This window comes from Propylenella binzhouense (genome assembly GCF_009866965.1).
In the GTDB taxonomy this organism is placed as follows: domain Bacteria; phylum Pseudomonadota; class Alphaproteobacteria; order Rhizobiales; family Afifellaceae; genus Propylenella; species Propylenella binzhouense.
In genome coordinates this window covers 1-19,936 of the sequence record NZ_SPKJ01000076.1, presented here as the reverse complement: position 1 = coordinate 19,936, position 19,936 = coordinate 1, and the positions used below count along the sequence as shown (strand labels likewise).

The following is a 19,936-nucleotide window of genomic DNA, read 5'->3' as shown; positions in this document are numbered from 1 at the left end:
CGGCCCGGGCCGGACCCTCCGCGCAATGGGCCTCGACGAGCGCGAGCCCGAGCGCCTCGAGCCGCTCCAGCGTGTCGCCGGCCGTCCGCCAAAGCGGCGGGGCCGGCCCGTCGGCGCCCTCGCCCGGCGGAATTGCATCGCGCAGCAGCGCCGGCCGCGGGCCGGTCCACGGCTCGGCATAGGCGCAGGCGAGCGGATCGAAGCCGAGCCCGAGATCCTCGGCGAGCGCCCTGAGGAGCGAGGCGTCCCCGCCCTTTCCCGACCCGCGCGGGATGCGCGCGAGCGCGACGAGCGTCTCCGCGCGCGCGCGGCCGGCGGGACCTGCGCCGAGCGTGTGGAGCCCGTCGCGGATCTGCATCTCCTTGAGGTCGCAGACGTGCTCGTCGAGCCTGCCGAGCGCGGCCTCGAGATCGGCGCCCGGCGCGAGGCCGAGATCGCGGTCGAAGCCGTGCGCCCGCGCGAAGTCGAGGATGCGCGCTGCGACCCTTTTCGCGCGGGCCGGATCGGCCGGCTCGGCGGCGGCATATTCGTCGATGAGCGCCTCGAGCTCGGCCGCCGGCCCGTAGCTCTCGGCACGCGCGAGCGCCGGCATCAGATGGTCGACGATGACGGCCGCGCTCCGGCGCTTGGCCTGCGCGCCCTCGCCCGGATCGTTCACGATGAAGGGGTAGACGACGGGGAGCGGCCCGAGCGCCGCCTCCGGAAAGCACGCCGCGGAGAGCGCGAGCGCCTTGCCCGGCAGCCATTCCAGATTGCCGTGCTTGCCCATGTGGACGAGCGCGTCGGCGCAAAAGGCGGTCCTCAGCCAGGCGTAGAAGGCGAAATAGCCGTGCGGCGGAACGAGGTCCGGATCGTGGTAGCTGGATTTCGGGTCGATATTGTAGCCGCGCGCCGGCTGGATCCCGATCGCGATATTGCCGAAGCGGTGCGCCGGAAGCCGGAACGTGCCGCCCTTGACGAAGGGATCGTCGGCGGCGGCGCCCCAGCGCGCCTCGACCGCCATACGAACATCATCAGGTAGCCCGCTGAAGAATCGTTCGTAATCCGCGATCGGCAGGTCGACGCCGCCGCCCCGCATGCCGCTCCCGCGCGCATTGGTCGGACCCGCGAGAAGCAGCTCCATCAGCGCAGCCCCGACCCGCGGCGCGTCGCCCACCGCATAGCCTGCGCGATCGAGCTCCGCGACGAGCCGCGCCGTCGAGGCCGGCGCGTCCAGCCCCACCCCGTTGGCGATCCGGCCGTCGCGGTTGGGATAGTTGGAGAGCACGATCGCGACGCGCTTTTCGCCGTTCGCAAGGTCTCTCAGCCGTGCCCAGCGGGCGGCGAGATCGGCGACATAGGCGATCCGGTCCGGCTTCGGCCGGTAGCGCACGGGCCGGCACTCGGTGAGCGGATCCCGCTCCTCCGATTCCTTGAAGGAGACCGCCCGCGTGACGAGGCGGCCGTCGACCTCCGGCAGCACGACGTTCATCGTGAGGTCCGTCGGCGAGAGCCCGCGGGAGGACGCCGCCCACGCCGCCTCCGGGACGCCAGCGAACGTGACCTGGAGCACCGGCCGCGCGCCGCCGTCGAGCACCGTCGCAGCGCCGCCCCTGCCCGGCTCGGAAAGCGAGAAGGCGGTCGCGTTGAGGACCAGCGCCGGCTCGTGCGCAGCGAGCTCGGCAGCGACGAAGGCCGCGTCGGCCGCCTGCTTGAGGCTCGAAACATAGAGCGGAAGCGGCGCGAGCCCGCGCGCGGCAAGGGCGTCGCAGAGCGCGTCCACAGGCTCGGTCTGGCCCGCCTGCAGAAGCGCCCGATAGAACAGGATCGCCGCCACCGGACCCTCGCCCAAGGCGGTCGCGCCGCGCCACCGGTAGCGGCCGGCGGTCGGCAGCGGCCGGGCCGGATCCGGTGCCTCGCCCTCCCCGATCAGGTGCCGCGCGAGACGCAGGAAGCGCTCGAGGTTCTCCGAGCCGCCCTCCGCAAGGCAGGACCAGAGCGCCCGCGCCTCGGCTTCGCCGACGGTGCCGAAGGCGGCGAGCGCGCCGTCCCAAGTCGAATCGCCCGGCAGCACGGCGAGGAGGCTGCCGTTCGCGCGCGCGAGCCGCACCGCCTCGTCGAGACCGTAGCGCCAATAGGAGGCGCCGCCGAGCAGGCGGAGCACCACCAGACGGGCATGGGCGAGCACCGTCTCGCCGTAGAGATCGACGGAATAGGGATGGGCGAGCGCCATCCAGTTCGCGAGCCGAACGGAGGGGAAGCCGTCGCCGAGCCGCCGGCGGGCGGCGGCGAGGCCGGCGATCTCCGTGTCGGCCGCGGTGAGGACGATGATGTCGCCGGGCGTCTGCTCCAGATCGACCGGCTCCGCTCCCGCCTCCAGCCCGCGCGTCTGCCCCTTCAGGATGTGCATCGAACGGCCTTCGCCTGTGCCGCCGGGGCGCGCCGGCTCAGCTTCCGAGCGCCGCCTCGACGGCGGCGCGGTCGAGGCTCCTGAGCCCGATCACCACGAGGCCCGGCGGGCGCCCCGCCTCCGGCACGAACCAGGTCTCCACCCGCGGCCCGACCGCCTGGACGGCGAGCGGCGCGGCGCGGCCCGGCACCGTGACGAGGCCCTTGATCCGCAGGACGCCGGGAAGCGCCATCGCTCCCCTCACCCGGGCCTCGATCGCCGCCCGGTCGGACGCCTCGACGGCGAGCACGAAGGTGTCGAAATCGTCGTGATCGTGCTCCTCGCCTTCGAGCTCGTGATGGCTCTTGCGGTTCGCGACATCGGCTTCCGCGGCGGCGCGCTGGCCGAGCAGGATCTCGGCCGGCACGGCGCCGTTGGCGACCCTCACGGTGCGGGCCTCCGGGCGGCGGTCGGCATCGATCGCCGCCTCCACGCGCGCGAGATCGGATTCCGAGACGAGGTCCGTCTTCGAGACCAGGATCAGGTCGGCGCAGCGGAGCTGATCCTCGAACAGCTCCTCGACCGGGTCGTCATGGTCGAGCGCGAGGTCCTTCGCGCGCTGCTCGGCGAGCTTCGCCTCGTCGGAGGCGACCCGCCCCTCGGCGACCGCCGTCGCGTCCACCACGGTCACCACCGCGTCGACCGTGACGCGGTTCCTGACCGTCGGCCAGGTGAAGGCCTTCACCAGCGGCTGGGGCAGCGCGAGCCCGGAGGTCTCGATCACGATGTGGTCCGGCGGCTCCCCGCGCCCGAGGATCGTCTCCATCGCCGGCAGGAAATCGTCGGCGACGGTGCAGCAGATGCAGCCATTGGCGAGCTCGATGATCTCCTCGCCGCCGCACGCCTCGCTGCCGCATTCCGCGAGCACCGAGCCGTCGAAGCCGACATCGCCGAACTCGTTGACGATGAGGGCGATCCTGCGGCCGCCCGCATTCTGCAGGAGGTGGCGGATGAGCGTGGTCTTGCCGGCGCCCAGGAAGCCGGTGACGATCGTGGCCGGGATGCGGCCGAGATCGGCTGTCATTCGCAAGGTCCTTTCAAGCTGAGGGGCAGGCCCGCGGCGACGAACACCACCCGGTCGGCCCGGGCCGCGACGTCCTGGTTGAGCCGGCCTTGCGCATCGCGGAAGCGGCGGGCGAGCGCGTTCTCGGGCACGATGCCGAGCCCGACCTCGTTGGAGACGAGGACGAGAAGCCCCGGCAGCCGGCCGACGAGGCCGGAGAGGGCCCGGCAGCGGGATTCGAGATCGGCGCCGGCGAGGAGAAGGTTCGAGAGCCAGAGCGTCAGGCAATCGACCAGCACGGCCCGCCCGGGCGCGGCCTCCGCCGCCACCGCCTGCTCCAGCGCATCGGGCGCCTCGACGGTGCGCCAGAGCGCGCCGCGCCGGGCGCGGTGATGGGCGATCCGCTCGCCCATCTCCGCATCGCGCGGCTCGGCCGTCGCGACATAGACCCGTTCGAGCCCGCTCGCCGCGGCGAGCGCCTCGGCATGCGCGCTCTTGCCGGACCGGGCGCCGCCGAGCACCAGGACCGAGCCCGCCTTCATCCCGGCCGCGCGAAATGCGCGTAGGCGCGGCCCGAGGCGAAGCCGAGCACCGCCCAGAAGACGGCGCCAAGGACCAGCGAGGCCGCGGCGAAATGGCCCGCGAGCTCGGCCGGCGCGGTGCTGAGATAGGCGTCCGGGTGCGGCGCCCCGATCACATGCGGCAGCGCGATGGCAACGAGGCCGGCGATCCGCGGAAGCGCCGACCGCCCCAGAAAGAGCCCGGCGAGCCCGCCCGCCGTCGCCACCGCCGTCATCGCCCACCAGAGCTGCCGGTCCGCGAGCGCCGCGGCCCCGCTGCCCGGGATCTCCGGCGGCAGCCCGAGCGCGGGCGCGAGCGCGGTCGCCGCGAAGCCGGCTATGCCGAAGAGAAGCCCGGTGCGGCCGTCGACCGGCCCGCCCGCAAGGAGCATCGCCCCGAGAAGCGCAAGCGAGAAGCCGAAGCCGAGCACGATGGTGGCGAGCGAGGTGTAGAGCGAGCGTTCGATCCCCTCCGCCGGCGCCCATTCCGCCGCGTCCGGCGCCTCGGCCGCGCTCGTCGCGTGGACGAGCAGGACGAGGCCCTGATCGTGCCGGACGGCGGCGTGGTCGAGGTGCCCGCCGCCTTCGTAGCGTTCCGCCTCGATGATGAGCGGGGTCGTGGTGACCTGCTGGAGCGCGGATGTGAGGAGGCCGGCCGCGAGCCCTGCCGCCGCGGCGCTCAATACCAGATTTCGGAGCATGGCGGCCTCAGTGGCAGGGAAGGCCGAAGGCGTGGCGCGTGTCGTGCGTGGCGTTGTGGAGCGCCGAAGGGGTCGCGAAGCCGGCGGCGAACACCACCGCGAGACCGAGGGCGAGCGCCGCCACGGCCTGCCATTTCGGCAGGCGGACGGCGGATGCGGGCGAATTCGAGACGTATTCCATCGAGACCTCCTTGCCGTCCCTCCGACGGCCGGGTGAGCGTTTTGCCCGGGCTGGTCTCCTGGCTCGCGGGTCGCCGCCCGTCCCGCGCCTTCCCGTTTCCGGTGGCAGAATGCGGAGGGGCTCGCCGCTTACAGTTGCGGGGGCAGCTGCGGCATTGGAGGCCCGGCTTGGGTCCCTCCGCACCGCATTCCCATTTCATCCCCAGGCGCGTGCCGCGCCGGCGGGGAACCAGAGCAGTCGTCGATTATCGGGAATCGGAGGCGTTGCGCAAGTCGTTTTGCGGGCCCGGATCGGTCCAGGCGGCGAGCTTCGGATAGCGGCGGTGGAACCAGACCGTGAAGCGCCGCCGCCCGCGCCGGACCGGCGCGAAATCATGCGACAGGATGATGAGGCCGAGCGGCAGCATCCAGATGCCGAGCACCGGCAGGAAGGAGAAGACCCCGCCCACCACGAACAGGCCGCCGAGCCCGACCCGCAGGACGCGCGAACGCGGCAGCGGCACCTCGAATCGGCCGAAGCGGAGCTTCTGGGGCTTGCCTGCGGTTTCCCGCGGCTCGTTCGGCTCGTCCGTCATGTCCGTCTCATTGTTGTGCGCCGCGCGCCGGCGCGCTTGAAATACACGGTCCGTCCCGATATATGCGCGAAATCGATCCCCGGTAGCTCAGCGGTAGAGCAACCGGCTGTTAACCGGTTGGTCGCTGGTTCGAATCCGGCCCGGGGAGCCAGATCTCAGAAGGGGTTAGCCGATACGGCTGACCCCTTCGCCGTTTCAGGGGCATGGTAGAGATAGGGCACAGCATGCGGTGGCGAAGTTCGCCGTCGCGGCGTGGCAGAGCATCGCCCGGCCGGATCTCCCCGCGCCTTAGAGGCTGCGGGGCGTTCCTCTCTCCAGGAGCACTCGATGGAACCGGGTTGGCTCGCCAGCCCAGCAGCACCATAGTGCGCGTGCAACGATCTCGAAGCGGAACCGTCGGCCAGCCCTGTCTCGACCCTGCCGACGTCGAGTCCATCACCAAGAGCGGCGGCATTGCCGTGGGTGAGGCTGAGGAGGAGCGGTGAGTGACAGCAATCCAGCCTTGGTGAACCTACTCAGCAGGGTGCGCGATTGGACTCCCATCCCGGAGTTCAGCAGCCTGATGCAGGCCTACTTCGTCTCGGATCGGTCCGAGGCCGAGAAGGCTCGCCATCGAGAGAAGAAAGGGGATCTGAAGAAAGTCCGAGACGAGATCATCCCGGTCTTCCATCACGTCTTGGCGATGAATCTGGCCGGAGATGTCCGGTTCGCCCTCAACGATGCAGTCCCCGATTGCTGGATCAGAACGTTGAACGCGCCCGAGCGAGGAACGGAGGTGACGATTGCTCTGGCCAGGGCCGCGTATGAACAAGGTCGAGCACTGAATGAGCGCGGAGAGGCGCCGGGCTTTCTGCCGTTCCAGGATGATGCTCCAGCCGAAGCGTTCCGGAATGCCGTCACCGCGGAGAGGAAGGCTTACAGTACCGATCAGGCAATTCGGCTGGTTTGCGAGGGAATCGATCGCTGTCTGCGGAGAAAGGCCGGTCCCCGATATGCTGATCTCGACCTTCTGATAGAAGCGCCGCTGAACCTTCTGCCCCGAGAAGCCTGGACCGCCGCCCTCCCTCGGCTGGAAGCGTCAGCTCGATCGTCTCCCTTCCGGGAGGTGCACGTGGTCGGAGATCCCGAATGCAATCCGCCGTTCGGGTTTCAGATCAAGTGATCGCCTTTCCCGCCCCGCAGCAGCCGCGCGCGGGCGGAAGACGCCCTCTATGCCATCTGTCCTCACCGTAGAGGAAATCCTGGCTGCGCGCGGCGTTCGGGCCCGCTGTCGCCTTTGCGGCGGCAGAAGCGCGAACGGCGTCGAGCAATGCCTTGCGGGATTTCGCATCGGCGACCGGCTTGACCGGCACCAGCCGCACGGCGGCATGGCCGTGACGGGTCAGGATGATCTCGTCTCCCGCTTCCGCCCGCCGCACCAGTTCGGTAAGCTGGCCCTTCGCTTCAGTCACAGAGATCCGCATGGCAATGCGCTTTGGCCGCGGTCGACGCTTCGCCCCTCTTATTAAGCCATTTTATGGTCCATCCCAATGCCGATTGGAGCTGTCTAGGATCGGCCGTCAAGCCTGCCTTCCGGGCGCGGCGCGGACGCATGCACGGCAGTCCTTGCGCTCAGTCGATCTGTCGAGTAACATCGACAGACTGACGCGATCAGGCCGTCTCCGGCACTTGTCAGCTGCCCCGTACCGAGCTCCACCGCCTTCCGACGCGGCAAGAGCCCGGCGGCTTCCAGCCGGCGGCATCGCCCGGAGCACGAGCGTTCCCCACAGCGCGATCCTGGCCACCGGGCATGCCGGTTCGAGGGTGCGGCCACGCCGCCTGCCGTCCGGATCGCGAACCGTTCGAAGGACCGTGCGAGCGTGGCCGGACGAGGCCGCGCATCGCCAAAGAGGCGTATTGATGCAGCTGCCCGACCTGACCGATCTGCCGAACATCCATTCCGGCGCCTTCGAAGCCCCGACGACCGCTCGCCTCTTCCCGGAGCCGCCGGCGCACCCGCCGCGCATTCTGCTGCTCTACGGCTCGCTTCGGAAGCGGTCGTTCAGCCGGTTCCAGACCCTGGAGGCCGCGCGCCTGCTGAACGCCTTCGGCGCCGAGACCCGCATCTTCAATCCGAGCGGGCTGCCGCTTCCCGACGACGCGCCGGCCGATCACCCGAAGGTCGCGGAGCTGCGCGACCTGTCGGCCTGGTCGGAGGGGCAGGTCTGGTGCAGCCCGGAACGCCACGGCGCGATGACCGGGATCATGAAGGCGCAGATCGACTGGATTCCGCTTTCCCTCGGGGCGGTGAGGCCGACCCAGGGCAAGACGCTCGCCGTCATGCAGGTGAGCGGCGGGTCGCAATCCTTCAACGCGGTGAACCAGATGCGCATCCTCGGCCGCTGGATGCGCATGATCACGATCCCGAACCAGTCCTCCGTCGCCAAGGCCTACGAGCAGTTCGACGAGGCCGGCCGCATGAAGCCCTCCCCCTATTACGATCGGGTCGTCGACGTGATGGAGGAACTGATGAAGTTCACGCTGCTCACGCGCGGCGCGGGCGCCTATCTCACCAGCCGCTACAGCGAGCGCAAGGAGGCGGCGGCGAAGCACGCCGCCCGCGTGCAGCTCACCGCGATCTGATCTCCCGGTCCGTGGCAGGTCCGGCGCCTCGTTCGGCCGGCCATGCGCATGGCGATGGCGCGCCGGGCCGACGGCCGGCTCAGGCGAGCGCCGAGAAGACGAGCTTCGTGGCGACGATCGCGAGCAGACAGAGGATCAGGTTGTCGAAGAAGCGCTTGGAGAGGCGGCGGGCGATCCGTTCGCCGACCGGCATGAAGGCGAGGATCGGCAGGAAGGTGAGGACGCTGAGGAGAATCCTGTGCGCATCCATCAGGCCGAGATAGCCGAGCGCCGGGAGCTGCACGAGCGTCATCGCGAAGAAGAGCGTCGAGATCGTGCCGATGAAGACCGGCCGGTCGAGCCGCATCGCGTTGAGGAAGGTGACCGCGGCGGGCGACGAGATGCCGGCCGCCCCCTGCAGGATTCCGGCCGCGATCCCCATCGGCACCGAGAGCGCACGGCCGGCCGCATAGCTCACCACCCAGTCGGGCCGGAGCAGCCGGAAACCGATATAGGCGAACACGGCGAGCGCCACGATGAGCGACAGCATGTCCTGCGACAGGCTCGCGAGCACGTAGGAACCGAGCACCACGCCGAGGATGCCGGCCGCGACGAAGGCCGCCATGAAGTTCCGGGGAAGCCGGTGCTCGCGGTAGAGCCACGCCTGCGTGAGGTTCGTGAAGAGGCTCGGCATCACCATGACGGTGACCGCGAACTTGACGTCGACCAGCATGGCGAGCGCCGGCACCGCGACGAGGGGCGCGCCGGCGCCGGTCGCCCCCTTCAGGATGCCGCCGAGCGCAAGACAGACGAAGACGAGGAGCAAGAGCCGGTTCTCCCGGTCGCGTTGTTCGGGGACCGCCTTCTATCCCGGTTCCCGCGCCGGCACGAGAGGAACATTGCGGGATCGGGGTCAGGCGGCATCCCAGACCGGGGAACGGTCCTTCGGCTTGACGATCCGGCCGTCCGGCCGGGCGAGCGCGTGGATCCGCCGCATCTCCTCGTCGTCGAGCGAGAAGCCGAAGACGTCGAAATTCTCGCGGATGCGCTCGGGATTGCTCGAGCCCGGGATCGCCGCCACGCCTTGCTGCTGCAGGAGCCAGCGAAGGACGACCTGCGGCACCGTCCTGCCCCGTGCGGCCGCGATCCCGGCAAGGGTCTCGTCTGCGAGGATCCGGCCGCGGGCGAGCGGGCAATAGGAGACGAAGGCGAGCCCGTTCCGGCGGCAGAATTCGAGCAGCTTCGTCTGGTCGAGGAACGGATGATACTCGGCCTGCAGGGCGGCGAGCGGCTCCGGCGACACCTGCATCGCCTCGGAGAGCAGGGCGATGTTGAAATTCGCCACGCCGATGCTGCGCGCAAGGCCGCGCCGCCTCGCCTGCGCGAGGGCGCCGATCGTATCGCGGAACGGCATGCCGGGAAGCGGCCAGTGGACGAGCAGGAGATCCACGAAATCGAGGCCGAGCGCGGCGAGGCTCGCCTCCGCCGAGCGGAGCAGGGCGTCGGGCGCGAGATCCTCGTGCGACACCTTGGTCGTGACGAAGACCTCACCGCGCGCCAGCCCCGAAGCGCGGATCGCCTCCCCCACCCCGCGCTCCGAGCCGTATTTCCGCGCCGTGTCGATATGGCGGTAGCCCGCCCGAAGCGCCGAGAGCACGATCTCGCCGCACGCCTCGGTCATGCTGCCGCCCGTTCCGAAGCCGAGCGCGGGAATCCGGCGGCCATCCCCGATCGCGATCGTCAAGTCCCCAGACATGCCCACCTTCCTCCCCCTTCTTCTTCCGCGAAGGCGTATCAGGCGCGTCCCGGCTTGAAAATCGGCCGGCGGCCTCCGGGAACGCCAGACCCGCCCTCGAGTTGACGAGGGTTCAGCGGGCCGCGCCGGCCCGATCGCCTCCGGGTCTCCCCATGAAGCTCTTCAAGTGCCAGGCCTGCGGGCAGATCCTGCACTTCGAGAACCACACCTGCATGCGCTGCGGCCGGGCGCTCGGCTACATACCCGAGGCCGGCACGCTTTCCGCGCTCGAGCCCGATGGCGACCGCTGGCGGGCGCTGGCGAGCGAGGGAATCCGGTTCCGCTTCTGCGCCAACGCGGCGCACGGCACCTGCAACTGGCTGATCGCGGCGTCGAGTCCGGCCGCGTTCTGCCTCGCCTGCCGCCACAACGGCGTCATTCCGGATCTCTCCGACCCGGCGCGGCTCGCGGCCTGGCGCATGATCGAGGCGGCGAAGCACAGGCTCTTCTACACGCTCGTGCGCCTCGGCCTTCCGCTTGCGACCCGCGCGGAGGACCCGGAGCACGGCCTCGTCTTCGAGTTCCTGGCCGATCCGCCGGCCGAGCGCGGGCCGAAGGTGATGACGGGCCACGACAACGGGCGGGTGACGATCGCGCTCGCGGAGGCCGACGATTCCGAGCGGGAGCGCCGCCGCACCGAGATGGGCGAGCCCTACCGCACGCTGCTCGGCCATTTCCGCCACGAGATCGGCCACCATTTCTGGGACATACTGGTCCGCGACGGCGGCCCGCTCGACGAATGCCGCCGGACCTTCGGCGACGACCGCCAGGATTATGGGGAGGCGCTCGCGCGTCACTACCGGGACGGCCCTCCGCCCGGCTGGCAGGAGACCCACGTCTCCGCCTACGCCACCACCCATCCGTGGGAGGATTTCGCCGAGACCTGGGCCCACTATCTCCACATCGTCGATACGCTCGAAATGGCCGAGCAGCTCGGCGTCCGGCTGGAGCCGCGCCTCGACGAGACCGGAACGCTCTCGACCGCGGTCGACACCGATCCCTACCGTGCCGCCTCGATGCAGGAGATCGTCGCGGCCTGGGTGCCCGTCACCTTCGCGCTCAACAGCATCAACCGCTGCATGGGCCTGCCGGACCTCTATCCGTTCGTGCTGACGCCGCCCGTCGTCGCGAAGCTCGGCTTCGTGCACGGCCTCGTGCACCGGCGCGTCCCTAACCGAGGAACGACCGGAAGCGCCTGAGCGCGAAGAAAAAGAGGCCGAGGCCGATCGCCAGCAGCGCGGCGAGCTGCGGCCAGACCACGCCGAGCCCGGCGCCGCGGAAGAGCACTGCCTGCGCGAGGATCACGAAATGCGTGTTCGGCGCCGCCAGCATGATGGTCCGGATGATCTCCGGCATGCTTTCGCGCGGGGTGATCGCCCCGGAAAGAACCTGGAGCGGCAGCAGGACGAGCATCAGGAGCAGCCCGAACTGCGGCATGCTCCCCGCCACCGTGGCGAGGAAGATCCCCATCGCGGTGGTGGCGAAGAGCTGCAGGGCGGTGCCGGCGAGGAAGAGCGCCAGCGATCCTTCGATGGGCACGCGGAGGAGCCCCTCCACGACCACGACGAGGGCGAAGGCGGAGGCAACCAGCACGACAAGCCCCATCGACCAGATCTTGCCCATCATGATCTCGACCGGCGTCACCGGCATGACCAGCAGGTGCTCGATCGTGCCGTGCTCCCGCTCCCGGATGAGGGCCGCTCCCGTCAGGATGATGGAGAGCATGGTGATCGATGCGATGACGTTGGTCACGGCGCCGAACCAGCTCTTGTTCAGCTCCGGGTTGAAGCGGGCCCGCACGGCGAGTTCGACCGGCAGCGGCTCGTTCGAACGGTACCGGTCGAGGAATTCGTTGACCTCGCCCGTCACGATCGACTGCACGTAGCCGCCGCCGGTAAAGGCCTGGGACATGCGGGTGGCGTCGATGTTGAGCTGGATCGCGGGCGACCTGCCGGCGAGGAGGTCCCGCTGGAAATTCGGCGGGATGTCGAGCGCGAAGGTGTCGAGGCCGGCATCCATCCGGCTGTCCATCTCGGGCGGCGAGATGAGGCGCGGGACCGTGAAATAGGGCGGGTAGAAGGCGGTGAGAATACGCGAGGAGACGGGCGACTGGTCCTCGTCGACAATGCCGATCGTCGCGCGGTTGAGCGTCTCCGGCATCGCGCTCGACGCCGTGTAGATCGAGATCGTGAAGGCGTAGGCGATCAGCACCAGGAGCATCGGATCGCGGGCGAGCCCGCGCAGTTCCTTGATCCCGAGCTGGACGACGTTGGCGATGCGCATGGTCAGCCCGCCTGCTTCCGCAGGAGCGCGGCGCCGAGCCCGAGCAGGACCGGGACGGCGATCAGGAGCGGCAGGAACGAGGCCGAGAGATCGCCGAAATCGAGCGCCTTCGAGAAGGTGCCGCGCGAGATCGTGACGAAATAGGTGGTCGGGTAGATCCGGCCGATCAGCGCGCCCGCGCCCCGCAGCGAGGAGACCGGATCGATCATGCCGGAGAACTGGACCGCCGGGATGAGCGTGATGAGGGCGGTGGCGAAGATCGCCGCGATCTGGCTCCTCATGAAGCTCGAGATCACGAGCCCCATGCCCGTCGCCACGATGCCGTAGAGGAGCGCGGCGGCCGCAAAGGCCGGCAGGCTTCCGGTGAAGGGCACGCGGAAGACGATGACGGCGAAGCCGAGCAGCAGCGCGGCGTTCAGCATGGCGAGGGCGACATAGGGAAGCTGCTTGCCGACCAGGAACTCGAGCTGGGTGACCGGCGTCACGTAGAAGTTGACGATCGACCCGAGCTCCTTCTCGCGCACGACGCTGAGCACGGCGAGCATGGCCGGGATGATCAGGAGGAGAAGCGGGATGACCGCGGGAACCATCGCGACCAGGCTGCGGACGTCGGGATTGTAGCGGTACCGTATCGCGAGCTGGAAAGATCCCGCCGCGGCGGCATCGCCGTAGATCGCGCGCGCCTTCTCGGCGATCCAGCCCGCATGCACGCCCTGGACGTAGCCGAGCACGGTCTCGGCCCGCGTCGGCATCGCACCGTCGATCCAGGCCCCGATCTCGACGTCGCGCCCGCGCGAGACGTCCCTGCCGAAGCCCGGCGGGATCTCGAGCGCCAGGCTCAGTTCCCCGTCGCGCATGCGCCGGTCGAGATCGGCGTAGTCCGCGATCGGAGCCCTCTCGTCGAAATAGCGCGAGCCGGCGACCTGCTGGACGTAGTCGCGGCTGATCGTGGTGCCGTCCCGGTCGAGCACCGCGAAGGCGAGGTTCTCCACGTCGAGGTTGATGCCGTAGCCGACCACGAACATCAGGATCACGCTGCCGAGCATCGCCAGCGTGGCGCGGATCGGGTCCCGCCCGAGCTCGAGCGCCTCCCGCCGGGTATAGGCGAACATGCGCCGCAGGTCGAAGCGCGGCGGACGCTTCGGCGCGGGACCGGGAGCGCCCGGTCCATCCGTCCCAGCCGGATCCGGGACGGCGGAATCCAATTCGACGCCCTGCCCCGCCTCTCCGGCCGTCGCCTCCTCGAGATAGGCGACGAAGGCCTCCTCGAGCGATCCGGCGGAACGCTTCGCCACGATCGCCTGCGGACTGTCGCTCACGAGCACCCGCCCGGCATGCATGAGCGAGATGCGGTCGCAGCGCTCCGCCTCGTTCATGAAATGGGTGGAGACGAAGATCGTGACGCCGTCCTTCCGGGAGAGGTCGGCGAGGATCTGCCAGAAGCCGTCGCGCGCCACCGGGTCGACGCCCGACGTCGGCTCGTCGAGGATCAGGATCTCGGGCCCGTGGATCATGGCGACGGCCAGCGACAGGCGCTGCCGGACCCCGAGCGGCAGCGCGTCGGGGAGCGCATCGAGGACGCCGGCGAGGCCGAAGCGCTCCACCATCTCCGCAATGCGGCCGGGTATCGCGGCAGGCGAAAGCCTGAAGAGCCGGGCGTGAAGATCGAGGTTCTGCCGGACGGTGAGCTCGCCATAGAGCGAGAATGCCTGCGACATGTAGCCGACGCGGCGGCGCACGCCGACGTCGTCGGGGTCGAGCTCGCGGCCGAACAGCCGGGCCGTGCCCTCGCTCGCGGCCAGCAGGCCGGTGAGCATCTTCATCGTGGTGGTCTTGCCGCAGCCGTTCGAGCCGAGGAACCCGAAGATCTCTCCCCGCGCGATCCGGAAGCTCACGTCGTCGACGGCCGTGAAGTCGCCGAACCGCATGGTGAGATGTTCCGCCTCGATCGCGATCTCCCCCTCGGCGCCGGCCGGCCGCGGCGGCATCGCGAGCTCCCTGTGCCCCCGCCGCTTCGCCTCGGGAAGAAGCGCGATGAAGGCGGCGTCGAGCGTCGCAGCGCCGGTCAGCGCGAGGAGCGCCGGCGGCGTGCCGGTCGCGAGCACCCGGCCCGCATCCATTGCCACGAGCAGGTCGAACCGCGCCGCCTCCTCCATGTAGGCGGTCGAGACGATCACGCTCATGCCGCGCCGCCTCGTCCGGATGCGCTCGATCAGCTCCCAGAACTGGCGCCGCGACAGCGGGTCGACGCCCGTGGTCGGCTCGTCGAGGATCAGCAGGTCGGGATCGTGGATGAGCGCGCAGCAGAGCCCGAGCTTCTGCTTCATCCCCCCGGAGAGCTTCGCCGCCGGACGATCCGCGAAGGGCGCGAGCCCCGTGCTCTTCAGGAGCGCGGCGATCCTGCGCTCCCGCTCCGCCCGGCCCTGGCCGAAGAGCCGGCCGAAGAAATCGACGTTCTCGAAGACGGAGAGCGTCGGGTAGAGATTCCTGCCGAGGCCCTGGGGCATGTAGGCGATGCGGGGGCAGTTCAGCCGGCGATGCGCCGCGTCCGCCATGTCGCCGCCCAAAACCTCGACGCGCCCCTCCTGCACCACGCGCGAGCCGGAGACGAGGGAGAGGAGGGTCGACTTGCCCACCCCGTCCGGACCGATCAGCCCGACCATGGCGCCCGACGGCAAGTCGAGCGTGACCCCGTCGAGGGCCCGCGTCTTCCCGTAGGAAAGCCCGATTCCCGTCAGGCGCACGACCGGCGGAAGCGGCAGCGGCGCCGGATCGCCCTCCGGCCGGCTCATTCCACCACCGGTCCGGAGACTTCCGCCGGCCACTCGGCATCGGGCCGCAGCCGGACATAGGCCGTGCCCGGCAGCCCCGTCTTGACCTGGCGGATATATTTGCGAAGCAGCTCGGGCGGGATCTGCGCCTTGATGCGGAACATCAGCTTCTCCCGCTCGTCCGCCGTCTCGACGGTCTTCGGCGTGAACTGCGCGACGTCGGCGACGAAGGTCGCCTTGGCCGGAATGACATATTGCGGCGCCGCGTCGAGCACGATCCGCACGTCAGCCCCGAGCGCCACGCGCCCCGCCTCGGCGGTCGGCAGGAAGAAGTTCATCGAGACGTCGCCGAGATCGACCAGGCTCAGCACGCGCCCGCCGGCCGACAGCACCTCGCCCGGCTCGGCCACCCGGTACTGCACGCGCCCGGCCCGAGGCGCCTTGAGCGTGCTGTCCCTGATCTCCGCCTCGATGCTCTCGATCGCCGCGCCGGCCGCGTCGACCGCCGCCCGCGCGTCCACGATCTGCGCCTTCGCCGAACCGATCGCGGCATCGGACGCCGCGAGCGAGGCTTCCGCCGCGCCGACGGCCGCCTCCGCTCCGCGCGCCGTCGCGCGGTCGTCGTCGAGCACCTGCCGGGAGACGGTGTCGGTCCTGGCAAGCTGCTCGGAGCGCGCGAGCCGGCTTTGCGCCGCATCGAGCTCCGCCTGCCGCTGGGCGAGGACGGCCGCCGCGGCCTTGCGCTCCGCCTCCCGCTGCACGACGACGCTCTCCGCCGTCTCGACCCCGATCTTCGCCCGCTGGAGCTGCGCCTCGGCCTGCCTGCGCTGCGCCTCGATCTGCTCGGTATCCATCTGCGCGAGCACCTGGCCCGCCTCGACGAAGTCGCCCTCGCCCACGAGGATGTCCCTGACGCGCCCGGCCGCCTTGGTCGCGATGTCGATCTCGACCGCCTCGATCCGGCCGTTCCCGCGAGCGATCCCGTCCGGCAGGCCATCGTCCTGGAGGGCCTGCCAGCCGAGAAAGCCGGCGACGAGCACGGCCGCAGCGGCGGCCGCGACGATCCATCGCGTCCGATCCCGCTTCATTCCGCCCGTCCCGGCAGGCCCGAATCCGGGGCCGAATGCCATCCGGCGGAGAATCGGCCGGCATCCGCCGTCCATCGACGCATCGACTGGCTCCATGGTTCGGGCGATCCGGCCGCGCGACCGGTCTCTCCCAAGAAGCTATCATCCTCGATCAGCACGGCCTTGATCACGCTCAAAAAGGTGGCAGCAACGCCTCCGGCCGACCGGCGCCCGGACGCGCCGGCCCGGCGCACCGGCCATCCCGTTTCCAGCGTCGTAGCCGGCTTGCTCCGTCCGCGCCGGCGTCCTAGCCTGCCGGCGACAAAAGCTCGGTACGCCATGACGGTCGCACGCTCGGTCCTCGACACGATCGGAAACACCCCGCTGATCCGGCTCCGGGAGGCCTCGGAGGCGACAGGCTGCACCATCCTCGGAAAGGCCGAGTTCCTCAATCCCGGCCAGTCGGTGAAGGACCGCGCGGCGCTCTGGATCGTGCGCGACGCGGAGCGCAGGGGGCTGCTCCAGCCGGGCGGCACGATCGTCGAGGGAACCGCCGGCAATACCGGCATCGGCCTCGCCCTGGTCGCCGGCGCGCTCGGCTATCGCTGCGTCATCGTGATCCCGGAGACGCAGTCGCAGGAGAAGAAGGACACGCTCAGATTCGCCGGGGCCCAGCTCGTCGAGGTGCCGGCGGTGCCCTACCGCAACCCGAACAATTACGTGAAGGTGTCCGAGCGCCTCGCCGCGCAGATCGCGGCCGAGGAGCCGAAAGGCGCGATCTGGGCGAACCAGTTCGACAACATCGCCAACCGGCAGGCTCACGTCGAGACCACCGGCCCCGAGATCTGGGCCGCGACGGAAGGCGGCGTCGACGCCTTCATCTGCTCCGTCGGCACCGGCGGAACGCTCGCGGGCACCGGGCTCTACCTCAAGGAGCGCAATGCCGGCATCAGGATCGGCCTCGCCGACCCGCCGGGCTCCGCCCTCTACGAATATTATTCCCACGGCGAGCTCCGCGCCGAAGGCGGCTCGGTGACGGAGGGAATCGGCCAGGGCAGGATCACGGCCAATCTGGAGGGCGCTCCGGTCGACATGGCGTTCCGGATCCCCGACGGGGAATCGGTCGCGCTGCTCTTCGAACTGCTCGAGAACGAGGGCCTCTCGCTCGGCGGTTCGTCCGGCGTCAACGTGGCGGGCGCGATCCGGATGGCGCGGGAGCTCGGCCCGGGGCACGTGATCGTGACCATGCTCTGCGACTACGGCACGCGCTACGCCTCGAAGCTCTACAATCCCGATTTCCTGCGGTCGAGGAGCCTGCCGGTTCCGAGCTGGCTCGAGGAGCGGTCGCCGATCTCCATTCCCTTCCTGCCGGTGGACTAGATGCGGACTGCGACGCTTTTCCGGGACGACGCCTATCTTCGCGCCTGCGAGGCGCAGGTCGTCGAGGTCGGCCCCGAGGGCATCGTGCTCGACCGGACCGTCTTCTACCCCGCCGCGGGCGGACAGCCGGGCGACAGCGGGACGCTCGCTGCGGTCTCGGCCGGCCCGATCGCCATCGGCGCGACGGTCTACGCCGCCGACGGCGCCGCCATTCTCCACGTTCCCGCCGGCGGGGCCGCGGACCTCGCCGCCGGCATGGCGGTCACGGCCGGCCTCGACTGGGAGCGCCGCAGCCGCCACATGCGGATGCATTCCGCGCTGCACCTGCTCTGCTCGCTGATCCCCTACCCTGTCACCGGCGGCTCGGTCGGCGCCGAGGAGGGCCGGCTCGACTTCGACATACCGGATGCCGGCGCGGTCGACCGCGACGCGCTCGCCGAGGCGCTCAACGCGCTGGTGGCGGCCGACCACCCGATCGCGACGCGCTGGATCACCGACGAGGAGCTCGCCGGCAATCCGGGGCTCGTCAGGACCATGAAGGTGAAGCCGCCGACGGGCTCCGGCCGCGTCCGGCTCGTCGCGATCGGCGCGGACGGCGCCGTCGACCTGCAGCCCTGCGGGGGCACGCATGTGCGCGCGACCGGCGAGATCGGACCGCTCGCGGTGACGAAGATCGAGAAGAAGGGCCGGCAGAACCGGCGCGTGCGCATCCGCTTCGCGGAGCCGGCATGACCGCCTTCGTGCCGCCGGAATGGCTGCAGGCCCGCCTGGGCGAGCCTTCGATCCGGATCGTCGACGCCTCCTGGTACCTGCCCGCCCAGAACCGCGACGCCCGCGCGGAATACGAACAGGGCCACATACCGGGCGCCGTCTTCTTCGACATCGACCGGATCGCCGACCCCGGGACCGACCTCCCCCACATGCTGCCCTCCGAAGCGGACTTCTCGGCCGCCGCGCGCGCGCTCGGGCTCTCCAACGACGACACGATCGTCGTCTATGACGGCGCCGGCCTGTTCTCCGCGCCGCGCGTCTGGTGGACGCTGACGGTCTTCGGCGCTTCCGACGTGCGGATCCTCGCGGGCGGCCTTCCGGCCTGGCGCGCGGCGGGCCATCCGCTCGAACGCGGCGCAGCCGAACCCGGTCCGGGCCGCTTCGAGGCGAGGCTCGCCGCCGGCGCGGTGCGCAGCTTCGACGAGGTTCGGCGCAAGCTCGCCGACGGCAGTGCCACGATCGTCGATGCCCGCTCCGCAGCGCGCTTCGAGGGCGCCACGCCGGAGCCCCGGCCCGGCCTTGCGAGCGGCCACATGCCGGGCGCCCGGAACGTGCCGTTCGACCGGCTCGTCGCCGACGGCCGCCTCGTTCCGCCCGCGGCGATCCGCCAGGCCTTCGAGGCGGCGGGCGTCCCCCTCGACAAGCCGGTCGTCACCTCCTGCGGGTCGGGCGTCACGGCTGCCGTGCTCAGTCTGGCGCTCCGGGAGATCGGCAAGACGGATGTCGCGCTCTATGACGGCTCCTGGGCGGAATGGGGCGCCCGCGCGGACGCCCCGGTGGCAACCGGACCCGCATGAGCCGGGCGGTCGAGGCGGTCATCACGCGGCTCGAAATGACCGAGCCGCCCGCGAGCTTTCCCCCGCAGCCCGCCGGCCCGCGCCTCGCGCTCGTGAAAGCCGAGCGCATCCCCCTCCATTTCTACCGCTACCTCTACGAGAATGTCGGCCGTCCCTGGCTGTGGCTCGAGCGCGCGGGCATCTCGGATGCCGAGCTCGCGGAGCGCATCCACAAGCCCGGGGTCGAAATCCACGTGCTCTATGCCGAGGGCGCGCCGGCAGGCTATTTCGAGCTCGAGGCCGGCCTGGAGGTCGTCACGCTGGTCTATTTCGGCCTTTTTCCGGAATGGATCGGACACGGCATCGGCCCGTGGCTCCTCGGCGCCGCGATCCGGCAGGCCTTCTCGTTCGGACCCGCGACGGTCAGGGTCAACACCTGCACGCTCGACCATCCGGCCGCGCTGCCGCTCTACCAGCGGCTCGGCTTCGTGCCGGTGTCCCGGCAGACCGCCGCGCTCCTCGTTCCGGACGAGGCCTATGCGCGCGCCGCCGTCCTACAACGGCCGTAACTCGGGAACATTTGCCGGCTGGTCTCGTTCGGACCCCTCGAGGGGCCTTAGGAAAAATCGGGAAACAATGATGAGATTGCGACTGCTGCTGCTTGCCGGCACCGTACTGCCTGTCTTGACCGCGCCCGCCGCGCAAGCGTTCCAGCCGGCCGGGCAGCGCGCCCTCGTGGTGGCGCAGGCCGACCAGACCCCCGACCAGCAGGAAGGCGAGGCGAATACGCGCCGCAAGCTGGTACCCGGGCAGGTCCCGCCCGGTGCGGCGCAGAACGGGCAGAAGGCCACCGGCCAGCCGAAGGCCGGCGAGGCCCAGGCGCCGCAGCAAAGCGAGCGGCCGCAGCGACCCGCAGGCGCCGGCGAGAAGCCGTCCGCCCCGCAGCAGGCGAAGCCCGCCGGCACCGCTCCCGACCGGGAACCCGCCGAGGGCCAGGCCGAGACCCCGAAGCCGCGTCAGGCGGCACCCGCCACCCCGCCCACAG

Annotated in this window: 19 protein-coding genes, 1 tRNA gene, 1 pseudogene and 1 riboswitch; of the genes and pseudogenes, 9 read left to right on the top strand and 12 right to left on the bottom strand. The window is 70.6% G+C overall.

Annotated elements, in window-relative coordinates; translation table 11 throughout:
• From cobN to E4O86_RS17375, 6 genes are all read right to left on the bottom strand, one after another.
• Positions 1 to 2,389, bottom strand: a 2,389-nt coding sequence (cobN, locus tag E4O86_RS17400) for a cobaltochelatase subunit CobN (protein WP_161141825.1), incomplete at its 3' end; no start/stop codon positions are given.
• Between the two features lie 37 nt (positions 2,390 to 2,426).
• Complete coding sequence (gene cobW, locus E4O86_RS17395; protein WP_161141824.1) at positions 2,427 to 3,452, bottom strand: cobalamin biosynthesis protein CobW; 1,026 nt, start codon at positions 3,450 to 3,452, stop codon at positions 2,427 to 2,429.
• On the bottom strand, positions 3,449 to 3,973 hold the full coding sequence (cobU, locus tag E4O86_RS17390) for a bifunctional adenosylcobinamide kinase/adenosylcobinamide-phosphate guanylyltransferase (protein WP_161141823.1): 525 nt from the start codon (positions 3,971 to 3,973) through the stop codon (positions 3,449 to 3,451). The genes cobW and cobU overlap by 4 nt, the downstream gene beginning before the upstream one ends.
• On the bottom strand, positions 3,970 to 4,692 hold the full coding sequence (locus E4O86_RS17385) for a CbtA family protein (protein ID WP_161141822.1): 723 nt from the start codon (positions 4,690 to 4,692) through the stop codon (positions 3,970 to 3,972). The genes cobU and E4O86_RS17385 overlap by 4 nt, the downstream gene beginning before the upstream one ends.
• 7 nt (positions 4,693 to 4,699) lie before the next feature.
• On the bottom strand, positions 4,700 to 4,873 hold the full coding sequence (locus E4O86_RS17380; RefSeq protein ID WP_161141821.1) for a CbtB domain-containing protein: 174 nt from the start codon (positions 4,871 to 4,873) through the stop codon (positions 4,700 to 4,702).
• Positions 4,874 to 4,904: 31 nt separating this feature from the next.
• Positions 4,905 to 5,121, bottom strand: a riboswitch (cobalamin riboswitch).
• Positions 5,118 to 5,447, bottom strand: a complete 330-nt coding sequence (locus E4O86_RS17375; protein WP_161141820.1) for a hypothetical protein — start codon at positions 5,445 to 5,447, stop codon at positions 5,118 to 5,120. Its footprint overlaps the riboswitch before it by 4 nt.
• Before the next feature lie 76 nt (positions 5,448 to 5,523).
• Here E4O86_RS17375 and E4O86_RS17370 point away from each other — a divergent pair.
• Positions 5,524 to 5,598, top strand: a tRNA-Asn gene (locus E4O86_RS17370).
• A gap of 330 nt (positions 5,599 to 5,928) precedes the next feature.
• The gene (locus tag E4O86_RS17365; RefSeq protein WP_161141819.1) at positions 5,929 to 6,609 is read left to right on the top strand and encodes a hypothetical protein; all 681 of its coding nucleotides are present in this window, start codon (positions 5,929 to 5,931) and stop codon (positions 6,607 to 6,609) included.
• Here E4O86_RS17365 and E4O86_RS17360 read toward each other — a convergent pair.
• Entirely contained in the window at positions 6,602 to 6,910 is a 309-nt protein-coding gene (locus tag E4O86_RS17360; RefSeq protein WP_161141818.1) for a type II toxin-antitoxin system Phd/YefM family antitoxin, read from the bottom strand. The two genes, E4O86_RS17365 and E4O86_RS17360, sit on opposite strands and share 8 nt — an antisense overlap.
• 436 nt (positions 6,911 to 7,346) lie before the next feature.
• Here E4O86_RS17360 and arsH point away from each other — a divergent pair, with 436 nt between their 5' ends.
• Positions 7,347 to 8,069, top strand: a complete 723-nt coding sequence (arsH, locus tag E4O86_RS17355; RefSeq protein ID WP_161141817.1) for an arsenical resistance protein ArsH — start codon at positions 7,347 to 7,349, stop codon at positions 8,067 to 8,069.
• 79 nt (positions 8,070 to 8,148) lie between these two features.
• Here arsH and E4O86_RS17350 read toward each other — a convergent pair whose 3' ends face one another.
• Positions 8,149 to 8,874 (bottom strand): sulfite exporter TauE/SafE family protein, encoded by a 726-nt coding sequence (locus tag E4O86_RS17350; protein WP_161141816.1) that lies wholly within the window; start codon positions 8,872 to 8,874, stop codon positions 8,149 to 8,151.
• 87 nt (positions 8,875 to 8,961) lie between these two features.
• Positions 8,962 to 9,804: an aldo/keto reductase gene (locus tag E4O86_RS17345; RefSeq protein ID WP_161141815.1), complete on the bottom strand. Its 843-nt coding sequence runs from the start codon at positions 9,802 to 9,804 to the stop codon at positions 8,962 to 8,964.
• 152 nt (positions 9,805 to 9,956) lie between these two features.
• On the opposite strand from E4O86_RS17345, the gene E4O86_RS17340 reads away from it, so the two are divergent.
• The gene (locus E4O86_RS17340) at positions 9,957 to 11,042 is read left to right on the top strand and encodes a zinc-binding metallopeptidase family protein (RefSeq protein ID WP_161141814.1); all 1,086 of its coding nucleotides are present in this window, start codon (positions 9,957 to 9,959) and stop codon (positions 11,040 to 11,042) included.
• Here E4O86_RS17340 and E4O86_RS17335 read toward each other — a convergent pair.
• Genes E4O86_RS17335 through E4O86_RS17325 form a run of 3 tightly spaced genes read right to left on the bottom strand, consistent with a single transcriptional unit; the run spans position 11,014 to position 15,985 of the window.
• On the bottom strand, positions 11,014 to 12,126 hold the full coding sequence (locus tag E4O86_RS17335; RefSeq protein WP_161141813.1) for an ABC transporter permease: 1,113 nt from the start codon (positions 12,124 to 12,126) through the stop codon (positions 11,014 to 11,016). The genes E4O86_RS17340 and E4O86_RS17335 overlap by 29 nt on opposite strands.
• 2 nt (positions 12,127 to 12,128) lie before the next feature.
• Positions 12,129 to 14,918: a ribosome-associated ATPase/putative transporter RbbA gene (gene rbbA, locus E4O86_RS17330; RefSeq protein WP_161141812.1), complete on the bottom strand. Its 2,790-nt coding sequence runs from the start codon at positions 14,916 to 14,918 to the stop codon at positions 12,129 to 12,131.
• Complete coding sequence (locus E4O86_RS17325) at positions 14,915 to 15,985, bottom strand: HlyD family secretion protein (protein WP_161141811.1); 1,071 nt, start codon at positions 15,983 to 15,985, stop codon at positions 14,915 to 14,917. Before E4O86_RS17325 ends, rbbA begins: the two co-directional genes overlap by 4 nt.
• A 318-nt stretch (positions 15,986 to 16,303) precedes the next feature.
• Here E4O86_RS17325 and E4O86_RS17320 point away from each other — a divergent pair, with 318 nt between their 5' ends.
• From E4O86_RS17320 to E4O86_RS17300, 5 genes and pseudogenes are all read left to right on the top strand, one after another.
• Positions 16,304 to 17,344, top strand: coding sequence for a cysteine synthase A (locus E4O86_RS17320; RefSeq protein ID WP_161141810.1), 1,041 nt, complete (start codon positions 16,304 to 16,306; stop codon positions 17,342 to 17,344).
• Positions 17,345 to 18,076: an alanyl-tRNA editing protein gene (locus E4O86_RS17315; RefSeq protein ID WP_161141809.1), complete on the top strand. Its 732-nt coding sequence runs from the start codon at positions 17,345 to 17,347 to the stop codon at positions 18,074 to 18,076. It begins immediately after the preceding gene.
• Positions 18,073 to 18,912 carry a 3-mercaptopyruvate sulfurtransferase gene (sseA, locus tag E4O86_RS17310; protein WP_161141808.1) on the top strand — a complete coding sequence of 280 codons (840 nt, stop codon included), beginning with the start codon at positions 18,073 to 18,075 and terminating at the stop codon, positions 18,910 to 18,912. Before E4O86_RS17315 ends, sseA begins: the two co-directional genes overlap by 4 nt.
• Positions 18,909 to 19,460: a GNAT family N-acetyltransferase gene (locus tag E4O86_RS17305; protein ID WP_161141807.1), complete on the top strand. Its 552-nt coding sequence runs from the start codon at positions 18,909 to 18,911 to the stop codon at positions 19,458 to 19,460. The genes sseA and E4O86_RS17305 overlap by 4 nt, the downstream gene beginning before the upstream one ends.
• A gap of 76 nt (positions 19,461 to 19,536) precedes the next feature.
• A pseudogene (locus E4O86_RS17300) lies at positions 19,537 to 19,936 on the top strand (hypothetical protein); the annotation flags it as partial.

What these genes read in the sequence shown, in the direction of transcription:
- arsH (WP_161141817.1), top strand. Translation starts at nt 7,347, where the DNA reads ATGCAGCTGCCCGACCTGACCGATCTGCCGAACATCCATTCCGGCGCC.
- cobU (WP_161141823.1), bottom strand. Translation starts at nt 3,973, where the DNA reads ATGAAGGCGGGCTCGGTCCTGGTGCTCGGCGGCGCCCGGTCCGGCAAG.
- E4O86_RS17380 (WP_161141821.1), bottom strand. Translation starts at nt 4,873, where the DNA reads ATGGAATACGTCTCGAATTCGCCCGCATCCGCCGTCCGCCTGCCGAAA.
- E4O86_RS17335 (WP_161141813.1), bottom strand. Translation starts at nt 12,126, where the DNA reads ATGCGCATCGCCAACGTCGTCCAGCTCGGGATCAAGGAACTGCGCGGG.
- E4O86_RS17320 (WP_161141810.1), top strand. Translation starts at nt 16,304, where the DNA reads ATGACGGTCGCACGCTCGGTCCTCGACACGATCGGAAACACCCCGCTG.
- E4O86_RS17385 (WP_161141822.1), bottom strand. Translation starts at nt 4,692, where the DNA reads ATGCTCCGAAATCTGGTATTGAGCGCCGCGGCGGCAGGGCTCGCGGCC.
- E4O86_RS17360 (WP_161141818.1), bottom strand. Translation starts at nt 6,910, where the DNA reads ATGCGGATCTCTGTGACTGAAGCGAAGGGCCAGCTTACCGAACTGGTG.
- E4O86_RS17340 (WP_161141814.1), top strand. Translation starts at nt 9,957, where the DNA reads ATGAAGCTCTTCAAGTGCCAGGCCTGCGGGCAGATCCTGCACTTCGAG.
- rbbA (WP_161141812.1), bottom strand. Translation starts at nt 14,918, where the DNA reads ATGAGCCGGCCGGAGGGCGATCCGGCGCCGCTGCCGCTTCCGCCGGTC.
- sseA (WP_161141808.1), top strand. Translation starts at nt 18,073, where the DNA reads ATGACCGCCTTCGTGCCGCCGGAATGGCTGCAGGCCCGCCTGGGCGAG.
- E4O86_RS17375 (WP_161141820.1), bottom strand. Translation starts at nt 5,447, where the DNA reads ATGACGGACGAGCCGAACGAGCCGCGGGAAACCGCAGGCAAGCCCCAG.
- E4O86_RS17325 (WP_161141811.1), bottom strand. Translation starts at nt 15,985, where the DNA reads ATGAAGCGGGATCGGACGCGATGGATCGTCGCGGCCGCCGCTGCGGCC.
- E4O86_RS17315 (WP_161141809.1), top strand. Translation starts at nt 17,345, where the DNA reads ATGCGGACTGCGACGCTTTTCCGGGACGACGCCTATCTTCGCGCCTGC.
- cobW (WP_161141824.1), bottom strand. Translation starts at nt 3,452, where the DNA reads ATGACAGCCGATCTCGGCCGCATCCCGGCCACGATCGTCACCGGCTTC.
- E4O86_RS17345 (WP_161141815.1), bottom strand. Translation starts at nt 9,804, where the DNA reads ATGTCTGGGGACTTGACGATCGCGATCGGGGATGGCCGCCGGATTCCC.
- E4O86_RS17305 (WP_161141807.1), top strand. Translation starts at nt 18,909, where the DNA reads ATGAGCCGGGCGGTCGAGGCGGTCATCACGCGGCTCGAAATGACCGAG.